Source organism: Actinophytocola sp., assembly GCF_036378875.1.
Taxonomy (GTDB): Bacteria; Actinomycetota; Actinomycetes; order Mycobacteriales; family Pseudonocardiaceae; genus Actinophytocola.
Window position 1 is genome coordinate 1 of record NZ_DASUVO010000051.1, and the last position, 12,657, is coordinate 12,657.

Consider the following 12,657-nt stretch of genomic DNA (forward strand, 5'->3'; position numbering starts at 1 on the left):
AGGGTGTACGGGCAGATCAGCACATCGGCGCCGGCCGGCACGTGGTAGCCGCCGACCTCGTCGTCGGCGATCGCCCGCCTCGGGAGGATCCACACCGGCGGGTACAGGCGCATGGCCTCCTGCAGCACCATGTGCGTGTAGCGGAACTTCGCCAGGTCCGCATAGGACGGTCGACGGTCGCCGTAGACGTCCACCGCCTCCGCGTGCAGGCGATCGCGGACCTCCGGGTGCTGGCCCACCAGGTGCAGTGTCCAGCCGACCGTGCTGGCCGTCGTCTCGTGCCCGGCCAGCAGCAGGGTCACCAGCTCGTCACGCATGCGGCGGTCGGCGACCCGCTTGTCGGCCTCCTTGCCGGTGGAGGCGATCAGCCGGGTCAGTACGTCGTCACCGGACTCGATCGGGTTGGCTTTCCGTTGCTCCACCAGGATTCCGACGATCCGCTCCAGGTCGGCGCGGGCCTTGCGGAACGCACGCTGTCCCTTCAGCGGCAGCCATCGCGGCACCAGTCCCAGGGTCTCCATCTCGAACATGGCCTGGTCCTGCACGGCCTCGAAGGAGTGCCCGACCGACTCGAACGCGCCGAGGTCGGTGTCGAGCAGGGTGCTGCCGAGCACGCCCAGGGTGAGCGCCGTGATCTCGTCCAGCACGTCGACCGGGCGGCTCTCACCCTCGTGTGCGCGCAGGCGTTCGACCAGGCCGAGCGCCTCGTCGACGATCACGTCGGCCTGCGCGGCGATCCGCTTGTGCTGGAACACCGGCTGGATCGTGCGCCGCTGTTCCTTCCACAGCGCACCCTCGCTGGTGAGCAGCCCGTCGCCCAGCGCCCGCTTGGCCTCGGTGTAGCCGATGCCCTTGTGGTAGTTGGCTGCGTTGTCGGCGAGCACGTGCTTGGCGTGGTCGGGATGGTTGAAGATGTAGAGCGTCTTCGCCCCCATCGCCACCCGCACCGCGTCCCCGTACTCGGCGACCGCACTGCTCATCAGGCCGATGCGGTCCGCGCGAAGTTGGCGCAGGATGCCCGGGACCGCCCGGAAGGGCGGCCCCGGGGGCACCTTGCGCTGTGGCGAGGCGGTCATGCCGCGGCCGGGCGGGCGGCGGGCCCACCGGTGTCGGGCTCGGCGACCGCCGCGATCGGCGGGGCCTCGGCCTTCAGCGCCTGCTCGGCCTCGAACTGCGCCTTGGCCTTGTTGACGAAGTGCAGGCCCCACAGGAACAGTCCGCGGATCAGGCACACGATCGCGGTGGCGAAGAACAGGCCGTAGGCGATGTGCGCGACCATGAAGAGCCCGTAGAACAACGCCACGCCCGCGCCGAACGCGAACTGCGCGCCCGGCTTGGACGGGGTCGTGCCCGGGTCGGTCACCATGTAGTTGGTGTAGAGGATGAACGCCACACCCGTCATGACGGCCAGCGCGCCGGGGATCGCCGTGCCGAACAGCAGCCCACGCACGATCGCCTGCAGTGCGAAGAAGCTCAGCCAACCCATGATCAGCCACATGCGGCCGGTCAGCTTCGCGTTCAGGATGGTGCCGGTGATGATGATGATTCCCGGCAGGATCCAGCTGCCCCAGTCGTTCAGACCCTCGGTGAAGTGGTACGGCGGCGCGATGCTGCCCCACGGGAACAGCACCAGCACCATCAGGATCCCGAGGTTGGACGGGTTCATGTAGTGCCGCATGGAGCCGCGTACCGGAGCACGCAGTACCCACTTGGCGCCCACCGCGAGGGTGACCGCGAACATCATCACCCAGATGCGGTCGTTCACGTAGATCAGCATGTTCACGGCGATGCTCGTGATGTGCGCCGGGAACAGGAACTCCATCAGCCCCTTGAAACCGCGACCGGTGTAGCGGGGGGCCCGGCCCTCGACCTTGGAGCCGATCCATTCCAGTGTCAGCTCGACGGTGTAACCGGTGGCGATGGCCACGAACGGCCAGATCCACGGCTGCTCGAACCCGAGGAAGATGTAACCGGCGATGTTGAAGATCGAGATCGAGATCGCGAACCGGCGCAGCGCGGTGATGAACTTGGGTTCACGCTGGCCCGGAGGACTGCCGGCGGGCGGCTTCTCGTCGGGCTTCGCTTCCTGGACAACCATTTCCCTACTCACCTCTCCTTGGCCGTCTCGCCAAGCACGAGCGAGTGCTTGCCCTGGCTGAGCTCGAGCTCCTGCTGGTGCGGCTCACCCTGGCGGTCACGCCATGTCAGCATCACCTTGACCGGACCCTTGGCAAGGCCGAGTCCGATGTGGACCTCGGTGCTGCGCTTGCCGCCGTGGCCGCTGCCGCCGTCCACGCGCTGGACGTAGCACCTGCCGTCCGCCGTGGTGACCATGACCTGTGCGCCGGTGGCCGGTGAGCCTGCGACGGGGGCGGTGCCCACCTTCTCGCCCTGCTCGTGGGTCAGCTCCAGGTTCAGGTAGCCGCCGGGTTTCGGTGCCTCGTTGTGGTAGAAGACCGACTCGCCGTACTGGCGTGCCACCGCGAAGTCGAGCAGCCCGTCGCCGTCCGCGTCACCGGTGGCGATGCCGCGGGTCGGGATCGGCACGTCCAGGCCCAGCTCGGGTGCCAGGTCGGTGTACCGGCCGTCCGCGCCCTTGACGAAGAACTTCAGCGTCTCGCTGCCGGCGATGTCGTCACCGGCGTTCGCGTTGGGCCAGAAGAACGGGTTGGACACCAGGGTGTCGTTGGCCATGGCCAGCTCCTGCAGCTGCGGCCAGCGGTTCGTCGAGCCCCTGATGAAGCCGTTGGTCTGGGCGATCTGCAGCTCGCCGGTGTTGCCGAAGTCGGCGAGCTTGTTGTCCCACGACCAGCCCGACCACGCCGTGCCGTTCTCACCGCTCTCGTCCCGGAACGGCGCCTCGCCGGCTCGCAGCTGTGCTCGCAGGTCGGCCTGGTCCTTGGCGACGTTCTTGTAGTAGAAGTTGCTCTCCACGATGCCCCAGCCGACGGTCAGGTTGGCGACGAACGCGTCGTAGAGGCCGTCGTGGTCGAAGTCGCCGAAGTCGACGCCCATGCCCTTGAAGGAGTCCTCGCCGATCCGCTTCGACTTCGGCGTGCCAGGGGTCTTCGTGGTCTCGACGGCGGTGAAGCTCACCTTGTCCGGTGTGGACCGGTTGTACAGCAACCGGTCCTGACCGAAGTCGTTGGCGATGTAGAGCTCCGGCAGCAGGTCCCCGTCCAGGTCGTTGGCGCTGACCGCGAGCGTCCAACCGTGCCGTGCCTCCTCGGGGAGCGCGTCCTCCGGCGCGGCCTTGAAGGTCGCGGTCGGGTTGTCACCGGCCGTCGCGCCGGCGCAGAGCAGGATGTGCTTGCCGCCGCCGTTCTGGGCGTGGGACAGGGAGTGGTTCATCGCCACGCCGCCGTCGACCGACGGGTCGAGGACCGGGCTGTCGGGGAAGTAGTTGCCGACGAAGATGTCGTCGTGCCCGTCACCGTTGAAGTCGGCCACGGTCGCCGCGTTGCTGTTCCACTGTGGACCGTTGTACTCGCCGTCCGGGCCGACGTTGTTGCCGGGCACCGCCTCGGTCGGCACGAACGCGTCGGCGGACAGCGTGTCCCAGTTGGCCTTCTGCAGGTAGTTCACCGGCGTGCGGCCCCACATGTACACGAGCAGGTCCAGCCGGCCGTCCTCGTTGAGGTCGGCGGGCACGCAACCCATCGGCGCCATGACGTCGTTGACCGGCAACGGCTCCGGGCTGAGCTCGAAGGGCGCGTAGCGGTCGTCGTTCTTGCCCGGCGTCGGCGTGATGATCACCTGGTCGGTGCGCGGGTCGACGACACACAGGTCGTTCGGCAGACCGTCGCCGTCCAGGTCGTTCATCGCCACGGCCGCCCCGACCGAGGAGATCCACGCGTCGATGTGCTTGTACGCCTGGTTGACCTGCCGGATCGACTGCTGCTTGTCCGCCTTCGGCAACGCCAGGCTGTGGCCGGTGAACGCGAAGTCACTCGCCAGGTCGTCGCGCTCCTCGGCCGAACTCTGCGGCAGGGTGACCGCGAAATAGAAGCCGACGATGACCACGAGCGCGATGACACCGGTCAGCTGCCTGCGCAGCAGGCCCCGTATCGCGGTCATGTGTTCACACCTCCAAAGGGAACGAATTCACTGGCGAGGCGCTGTCGCCACACCTCATATGCCGGCTTGTCGCCGTCGACCGGCTCCACCGGACGGAGTTCGTCCGCGAGCCGGGCCACGTCCTCCGGCGTCGTCCCGCAGAACACCTTGGTGGCCCGCGCCGTGTGCTCCGGCACGATGCCGGCGCGCACCCGCGCGTTGGCCGCGAACGCGCATCCCTGCGCCACGTTGCCCAGGTACCCGCCGGCACGCTTCGCGAGCGTCCGCAGTTCCTTCTCGTCGGCACCGCTCGCGTAGGTCGCCGCGAGGCCGACGCCCGCGTACATGTCGGCACGCCGGGACTCGGGGAACTTCTCGATCAGGTTCGCGACCCGGTCCGGGTCGGTGCCGGCGATGAACCAGCCGGCACGGCCGATGCCCTGGTCGATGGCGTTGTTGGCGTAGTCCCCGTGCGGGCCGCCCGGCCACGGGAACTTCGGGTCACGGTACTGGCCGTCGATGTACTTGGCGGTCCGGAAGTACGCCTGGTGGAAGCCGTAGCCGTCGAGCACCAGCGGCACCATCACCGAGTCCAGGCTGCTCGGCTTGGGCCAGCGGAACCGGGGCAGCCTCGCCATCGCCCACCCGATCCCGACGTAGGCCAGGTAGGAGTAGGTCTGCCCGCGTGGCGTCGCCAGGAAGCGCCGGACGTTGTCCGAGCGTCCGAACGGCAGACCGTCGAGCATGGCGAACCCCATGCCGGCGCCCTCGTAGGCGAAGCCGCGGAGCCAGTCGGGGAGCTCCTCTTCGATGGGCCCTTCTGCCTCGGGTGGCGTACGGGCCCCCACCGCGTGTGCGTAGCCGATGAGAAACGTCTTCCCGACGGTCTCCAGCCGTTCTTGAGCGGCCGGAGATTTCTTGTGGAAACCTCGTTTTTCCAGAGTCGTCTCCGAGACGTCCGGCGTCAGGAGACGACGTCGCAGCGCTCGCCATGAACTGGACAACTAACTTCCCCTAATCGTCAGCGAAACGGCCTTGCTGGCAATGGTCACATGCCCCGAAATAAATTCACGACTTCACGCTTGCCGGATCTCCCGCGCGGGCGGCTGATCATTGTTCGTGACCAGCGACAAGGGGATGGCGCCGAAATGCGCACGAATTCGGTTGCGCCACTGCTCGTACAGTGGCACATTCCCAGCCGGATCATTGTCGTGCGACTCTGCCTCGGTGCGGTCGGCGATCGCCACGGCGTCGGAGACGGACAGGCCGGCCAGCACCTCGGCGGCCAGCGCCGAGTGCGCCGGCACGTGCCCCGCGAGGTCGCGTGCCTTGACCGCGAAGACCACGCCGAGCCCGAGCTGCGGCCAGTCGTCACCGGCCGACGCGCGCACCGCGGCGAGACCGTCGGCCGACGCGCCACCGGCGAACGTCGCCGCGAGCCCGACGCCGCTCCACAGGTCCGGCCTGCGCTCGGCGGGGAACTTCGCGACGGCGGCGGCGACGGCCTCCGGCACGGCGCCGTTGATGAACCACAGCGCCCGCCCGATGCCCTGGTCGCACGCACGGGGGAAGTAGTCCGGCCTGCCCTCCCACGGGTAGGGCGCCGGCACCTTCTGCTCGTCGACGTAGCGGCGGGTGTGGAAGTAGGCGAGGTCGAAGGCGTAGCCGTCCACGGCGAGCCAGGTCATCGTCGGGTAGTACGGCGAGCCGGTCAGGTCCGGCATGATGTTGCGCCACAACGGTCTCGGCAGCCGGGCCATGGCGAACCCGATGCCGATGTAGGTGAGGAGCACGTGCGGCGCGCCCGGGCCCATCAGCAGCTCGCGGGTGCGCTGTCCGCGCCCGCCCGCCATCGCGTCGCGGACCGTGAACGCCATCGCCGCGCCCTCGTAGGCGAACCCGCGCTGCTCCGGCTCGACCAACTCCAGGCGCCGCTCCACCTCCCACAGGTCGCGTGCGGCGATCCCCCACTCGAACCCGCACACCACGGCCTGCGGTATGGCCTCCAGGCGCTGCGCGGACGGCGCGTCCGCGCCGGGAAAACCGCGCTCCGCGAATGTGACCGCGGACAACTTCGGCGCCAGCACGAACTGGCGCAGCGAGCCGAGAAACGATGGCATCGATTCCTCCAGCAATGGTCTTGGCCTAAGAGTCAGGTGGGCACATCTCGCCCGCATCTCCACGAGTGCGCTCCACGACAGCACCTGAGGAGAAGGCGATCACCAGGACGTTCATGCACTCTGGACACGGCATCTAAAAGCGTGTGTCGAGGGCTGTCGCCAGACTCGACCGATTTGCCGCGACAATGCGGCCGGCACGATTGCGCCGTAATTCGGGTCGGGTGGCCATCGAGAATAGGCGGTAGGAGATTGAGCACCGAGCGGATCGCGATTGTCGGTATCGGACTTCGTTATCCCGACGCCGCCAGCACCTCAGACCTGTGGGAGAACGTCCTGGCCGGCCGCCGCGCCTTCCGGCGGCTGCCCGACCAGCGGATGAACAGGGCGGACTACTACTCCCCCGACCCGGACGCGCCGGACAGGTTCTATGCCGCGAAGGCGGCGGTGCTGCGCGACTTCGAGTTCGACCGGGTGAAGTACAAGGTCGCCGGTAGTACGTACCGGTCGACCGACCTGACGCACTGGCTGGCACTGGACGTCACCGCGACGGCGCTGGCCGACGCCGGCTTCCCGGACGCGCAGGGCCTGCCCCGCCAGTCCACCGGCGTGGTCTTCGGCAACAGCCTGACTGGCGAGTTCTCCCGCGCCAACCTGATGCGGCTGCGCTGGCCCTACGTGCGACGCACGCTTGCCGCCGCGCTTTCCGCAAAGGGTTGGGACGCCGACGAGACCAGCGCCTTCCTGCGTGACCTGGAGCCGGTGTACAAGGCGCCGTTCCCGCCGATCGACGAGGACACCCTCGCCGGCGGGCTCGCCAACACCATCGCCGGCCGCGTCTGCAACTACTTCGACCTCGGCGGCGGCGGCTACACGGTCGACGGCGCCTGCTCGTCGTCGCTGATCTCGGTCGCCACCGCGGCCAAGGCGCTGGCCTCCGGCGACCTGGACGTCTGCCTCGCAGGCGGTGTCGACCTGTCCATCGACCCGTTCGAGGTGATCGGCTTCGCCAAGACCGGGGCGCTGGCCACCGACGAGATGAAGATCTACGACAAGGACTCCAACGGCTTCTGGCCCGGCGAGGGCTCCGGCGTCGTCGTGCTGATGCGCGAGGAGGACGCGATCGCCCGCGGCCTGCGGATCTACGCGTCGATCACCGGCTGGGGCATGTCGTCGGACGGCAAGGGCGGCATCACCCGCCCGGAGGCCGCCGGCCACCGCCTGGCCATCAGCCGCGCCTACACCCGCGCCGGGTACGGCGTGGAGACCGTCGGCTACTTCGAGGGCCACGGCACCGGCACCGCGCTCGGGGACGCCACCGAGCTCGAGGCGATCGGGTCCGCCCGGCGCAACTCCGACCCCACGGCGCGGCCAGCCGCGGTCAGCTCGCTCAAGGGCAACCTTGGCCACACCAAGGCGGCCGCGGGTGTCGGCGGGCTGATCAAGGCTGCGCTGTCGGTGTACCACCAGGTCATCCCGCCGTCGACCGGGCACTACGACCCGCACCCGAAGCTCCTCGGCGACGACCCGGCCCTGTACGTGCCGAGCCAGCCAGAGCTGTGGCCGACGGACGTGCCGATCCGGGCCGGGGTGTCAGCGATGGGCTTCGGCGGCATCAACACGCACATCGCGCTGGAGCAGGCGCCCGGCACCACCCGCAGGGAAGAGCTGCCCGGCGAGACGGTGTCGCTGACCAGCAGCCGGCAGGACGCCGAACTGCTGCTGCTGGACGCCGCCGACCACACCGCGCTGCGTGACCAGGTCGCCGGTCTGGTCGAGCTGGTGCCGACGCTGTCGTTCGCCGAGATCGCGGACCTGGCCGGCGCGCTGGCCAAGGAGCTGTCCGGCGGCCCGGTGCGGGCCGCGATCGTGACCACCAACCCGGAGGACGCCACCGCCAAGCTCGGCCGGCTGCTCGCCGCGCTGGACGAGGGTGAGCAGACCCTGTTCGCCGCGGACGGGGTGTACCTGGACAACCGGACGACCGCGCCGAAGATCGCCTACCTGTTCCCGGGTCAGGGTTCCGGGCGTGGCGCCGTCGGTGCGATCCGCCGCCGTTTCGCCGAAGCGGAGGCCGTGTTCGCGGCGGCAGGCGTGCCGACCAGTGGCGACCAGGTGGCCACCGAGGTGGCCCAGCCACGCATCGTCGCCGGCTCGGTCGCCGCGCTGACGGTGCTGCGGACCCTGGGTGTCGAGGCCGACGTCGCGGTCGGGCACAGCCTCGGCGAGCTGACCGCCCTGGCCTGGGCCGGCGCCCTCGACGTCGCGGACGTCCTGCGCCTCGCGAAGGCCCGCGGCCAGGTCATGGCCAACGCCAGCCAGGGCGGCGGCGCCATGGCCGGTCTCGCCACCCCGCCGGCGCAGGCGGAGCAGCTGTTCGAGAACGACCCGGTGGTGATCGCCGGGTACAACGGACCGAAGCAGACGGTCATCGCGGGCGACGCGGCCGCCGTGGACCGCGTGTGCGAGCGCGCCAGGGCGGCGGGCATCACCGCGAACCGGATCAACGTCTCGCACGCGTTCCACTCGCCGCTGGTCCAGCCCGCGGCCGAGGCGATGACCGAGCGGCTGGCGGAGTTCGACTTCGTCCGGCCCATCCGCCCGGTGATGTCCACGGTGAACGGCGACCTGCTCGACCCGGACACCGACCTGCGCGTGATGTTGCGTGACCAGGTGCTTTTCCCGGTGCGGTTCCACGAGGCGGCGGCCAAGGCCGCGGCGGGCGCGGACCTCGCCGTCGAGGTCGGCCCCGGCCGGGTGCTCTCGGGTCTGCTGCGCGACATCGCGCCGGGCACGCCGGTGCTGTCGGTCGACACCGACAGCCAGTCGCTGACGCCGCTGCTGTCCATCCTCGGCGCCGCGTTCGCGCTGGGGGCCACAGTGGACACCGGGGCGCTGTTCGCCGACCGGGTGCAGCGCCCGCTGCCGCTGGACGGCGAGTTCACGTTCCTGTCCAGCCCCTGCGAGGCGGCGCCCGACCTGGCGGTCGGGTTGACCGAGTTCGGTGCGGCCGCACCAGCCTCGACGACCGAGGAGACCTCGGCCGTCGAGGAGGGCCAGTCCACACTCGACCTGCTCCGCCAGCTCGCCGCCGACCGCGTCGAGCTGCCGCTGGAGAGCGTCACCGCGGCCACCCACCCGCTCGACGACCTCCACCTCAGCTCGATCACGGTGGGGCAGCTCGTCAACGACGCGACCCGCCAGCTCGGTCTACCCACGTTGGAAGCGACGACCAACTTCGCCACGGTGACGCTCGGCGAGCTGGCCGAGCTGATCGACGAGCTGGCCGCGTCCGCCGAGGGTGGCGGGAACTCCCGCGGCAGCAACGAGGTCGACGGGGTTGGCCAGTGGGTGCGGCCGTTCTCGGTCGACTACGTGCCGGCCAGGACGCCGAGAGTGGACGTCGGCACCGGCCCGGTCGGCGAGTGGCAGGTGTTCGCCTCGCCCGGCCACCCTCTCGCCGAGCGGTTGCAGGTCGCGCTGGCCGAGGCCGGCATCGGCGACGGTGTGCTGCTGTGCCTGCCGGACAACGGTGAGGAGCACGTCGGCCTGTTCCTGAAGGCAGGCAAGGAGGCCGTCGCCGCGGCTGCCGGCACCCGGTTCGTCGTGGTGCAGGGCAAGTACGGGGCGTCGGGCCTGGCCAGGACCGCGTTCCTGGAGGCGTCGGGCGTGCCGACCACGCTCGTCACGCTGGCGAACCTCGCCCCGTCGACCGCGGCCGAGGTGGACGACGCGGTGCGGCGGGTGATCACCGAGGCCGCCGCCACCACGTCGTTCAGCGAGGTCCGCTACGACGCCGACGGTAAGCGGACGGTGCCGCGACTGCGCGTGTTGCAGCCGCCCGCCGAGCGGGCCACCGGCACCCCGTTGTCCACATCGGACGTCCTGCTGGTCACCGGTGGCGGCAAGGGCATCACCGCCGAGTGCGCACTGGCCATGGCCAAGGACTCGGGCGCCAAGCTCGCGCTGATCGGCCGGGACGCCCCGGAGCAGGACCAGGAGATCGCGGACAACATCGCGCGGATGACCGCGGCCGGGGTGGCCGTCCAGTACGAGCGGGCGGACGTCACCGACACGGCGCAGGTCGCCGCGGCCGTGGCGGCGTTCGAGGCCAACCTGGGCCCGATCACCGGTGTCATGCACGGCGCCGGCCGCAACGAGCCGTCCGCGCTCGCCAACCTGAGCGAGGAGCGGTTCCACCAGACGCTGGCCGTCAAGATCGCCGGTCTTCGCGCGGTGCTCGACGCGGTCGACCAGAACGAGGTCAAGCTGCTGGTGACGTTCGGCAGCATCATCGGCCGGGGCGGTCTGAAGGGCGAGGCGCACTACTCGACCGCCAACGACTGGATGAGCGAGCTGACCGTCGACTTCCTGGCGGCACACCCGCAAGCGCGGGCGCTGGCCATGGAGTGGTCGGTCTGGTCGGGTGCTGGCATGGGCGAGCGGCTCGGCGTGGTCGAGGCGCTCGTGCGGGACGGGATCACCCCGATCTCGGTGGAGGACGGCCTCGCCGTGCTGCGCCAGGTGCTGGCCGACCCGTCGGCCGGTCCGGTGCTGACGATCACCGGCCGGATGGGCGGGCTGCCGACGCTACCGCTGGACACCAGCCAGGAGCTGCCGCTGACCCGCTTCGTCGACCGGGTGCTGGTGCACTACCCGGACGTCGAGCTGGTCACCGAGGTGGAGCTGTCCGCGGGGAGCGACCCCTACCTGTCCGACCACCTGCTGGACGGCGACCTGCTGTTCCCCGCGGTGGTCGGCATGGAGGCGATGACCCAGGCCGCGACGGCCGTACTCGGCCGCACCGGTTCGCCACTGCTCGAGAACGTGGAGTTCCTTCGGCCGATCGTAGTCCGCCCTGGCACGACGACGAACGTGCGGCTGGCTGCGCTGGTTCGCGACTCCGAGACGGTGGCGGTGGCCATCCGGGCCGAGGACACCGGGTTCAGCGCCGACCACTTCCGGGCCACGCTGCGGTTGCCTCAGCCGGGGCTGCCGGACGAGGGTCCGTCGCGGGAGGCCACCCAGCTGCCGCTGATGCCGGTCGACCCGATCGCCGAGCTGTACGGCGGCGTGATGTTCCAGGGCAAGCGGTTCCAGCACCTGCTGGGCTACCGACGGGCGAGCGCCCGGCACGCGGTGGCGGAGCTGTCGACCTCCACCCCGGCGCCGTGGTTCGCCCCGTTCCTGCCGCAGGAGCAGATCCTGGCCGACCCGGGCACACGCGACGCGGTCATGCACTCCCTGCAGTGCTGCGTTCCCGACGCGACGCTGCTGCCGCAGGGCGTCGACCGGCTGTACCTGTCCACACAGGACGACCAGGATGTCGACTACGTGATCCTGGACGCCAGGGAGCGGTCGCAGGAAGGCGACACCTACGTCTACGACATCGACGTGCTGACCCCGACCGGCAAGGTGGTCGAACGCTGGGAGGGTCTGGCACTGCGGGCGGTGCGGAAGAAGGACGCCTCCGGGCCGTGGGTGCCGTCGATGCTCAGCGGCTACCTCGAGCGTTCGCTGGAACGCGTGCTGGGCGGCAGCCGCGCGGTCGTCGTCGAATCGGACCCCGAGCCAGGGTTCCCGTCCGACCGGCGCGCACAGACGCAGCTGGCGGCCAGCCGCGCCCTCGGCGCACTCGCGACCGTGCGGTACCGCCCGGACGGCAAACCGGAACTGGACGGCGCCACCATCTCGGCGTCGCACGGCGCGGGCGTGAGCCTCGTGGTGACCGGCACCGACAAGCTCGGCTGTGACGTCGAGACCGTGGTGTCCCGCACGGACGAGGACTGGACCGGCCTCCTCGGCGACGGCCTCTACCGGGTCCGCGACCTGGTGGTCGCCGAGTCCGGAGAGGACCCGAACATCGCCGGCACGAGGGTCTGGTCGGCACTGGAATGCCTGCGCAAGACCGGATCGACGGGACGAACGCTCACCGTCGACCGCGTCGAACCGGACGGCTGGGTCGTACTGTCCACAGGGGACGCCCGGGTCGCCACCTGGGTCACCACCCTCAACGATCTCCCCGACCCGGTGGTCTTCGCGGTCCTGTCGGGAGAGGAGTGACTGAGCGATATGGCTGGGTACTACGAGATCCGGCACCGGGTGGGGTTCGAGGAGACGAACTTCGTCGGGAACGTGTATTACGTGAACTATCTGCGTTGGCAGGGGCATTGTCGGGAGCGGTTCTTGGTTGAGGAGGCTCCTGAGGTGTTGGCGGAGATCATGCATGATGATCTGAAGTTGTTCACGTTGAAGGCGGAGTGTGAGTTCTTCGCGGAGATCACGGCGTTCGATGAGTTGTCGGTGCGGATGCGGTTGGATGAGCTGACGCAGACTCAGGTGCAGTTCACGTTTGATTATGTGCACTTGAGGGATGGTGTGGAGAGTCTGGTGGCTCGTGGGAAGCAGCGGATCGCGTGTATGCGTGGTCCGAACAACGCGACCGTGCCGACCAGGGTGCCCGTACAGCTCCGTGAAGCACTCG

General features: G+C 69.8%; 7 protein-coding genes. 2 read left to right on the forward strand and 5 right to left on the reverse strand.

Annotated features, from left to right (window positions below; all coding sequences use genetic code 11):
• The 5 genes from VF106_RS14920 to VF106_RS14940 all read right to left on the reverse strand — a co-directional run.
• The coding region (locus VF106_RS14920) for a cytochrome P450 (protein WP_330840289.1) at positions 1-1,076 on the reverse strand (1,076 nt) is incomplete at its 3' end.
• Positions 1,073-2,098, reverse strand: coding sequence for an enediyne biosynthesis protein (locus tag VF106_RS14925; RefSeq protein ID WP_330840290.1), 1,026 nt, complete (start codon positions 2,096-2,098; stop codon positions 1,073-1,075). The genes VF106_RS14920 and VF106_RS14925, both read right to left, overlap by 4 nt.
• An 8-nt stretch (positions 2,099-2,106) precedes the next feature.
• Positions 2,107-4,077: a CRTAC1 family protein gene (locus VF106_RS14930; RefSeq protein WP_330840291.1), complete on the reverse strand. Its 1,971-nt coding sequence runs from the start codon at positions 4,075-4,077 to the stop codon at positions 2,107-2,109.
• Positions 4,074-5,060, reverse strand: a complete 987-nt coding sequence (locus tag VF106_RS14935) for a DUF1702 family protein (RefSeq protein WP_330840292.1) — start codon at positions 5,058-5,060, stop codon at positions 4,074-4,076. The genes VF106_RS14930 and VF106_RS14935 overlap by 4 nt, the downstream gene beginning before the upstream one ends.
• Before the next feature lie 72 nt (positions 5,061-5,132).
• Positions 5,133-6,176 (reverse strand): DUF1702 family protein, encoded by a 1,044-nt coding sequence (locus VF106_RS14940; protein WP_330840293.1) that lies wholly within the window; start codon positions 6,174-6,176, stop codon positions 5,133-5,135.
• A gap of 249 nt (positions 6,177-6,425) precedes the next feature.
• Between VF106_RS14940 and VF106_RS14945 the strand changes: the two genes are divergently transcribed.
• On the forward strand, positions 6,426-12,236 hold the full coding sequence (locus VF106_RS14945; protein ID WP_330840294.1) for a type I polyketide synthase: 5,811 nt from the start codon (positions 6,426-6,428) through the stop codon (positions 12,234-12,236).
• A 9-nt stretch (positions 12,237-12,245) separates the two neighbouring features.
• Positions 12,246-12,657 (forward strand): acyl-CoA thioesterase (locus VF106_RS14950; RefSeq protein ID WP_330840295.1); only part of this gene is annotated, 412 nt, incomplete at its 3' end.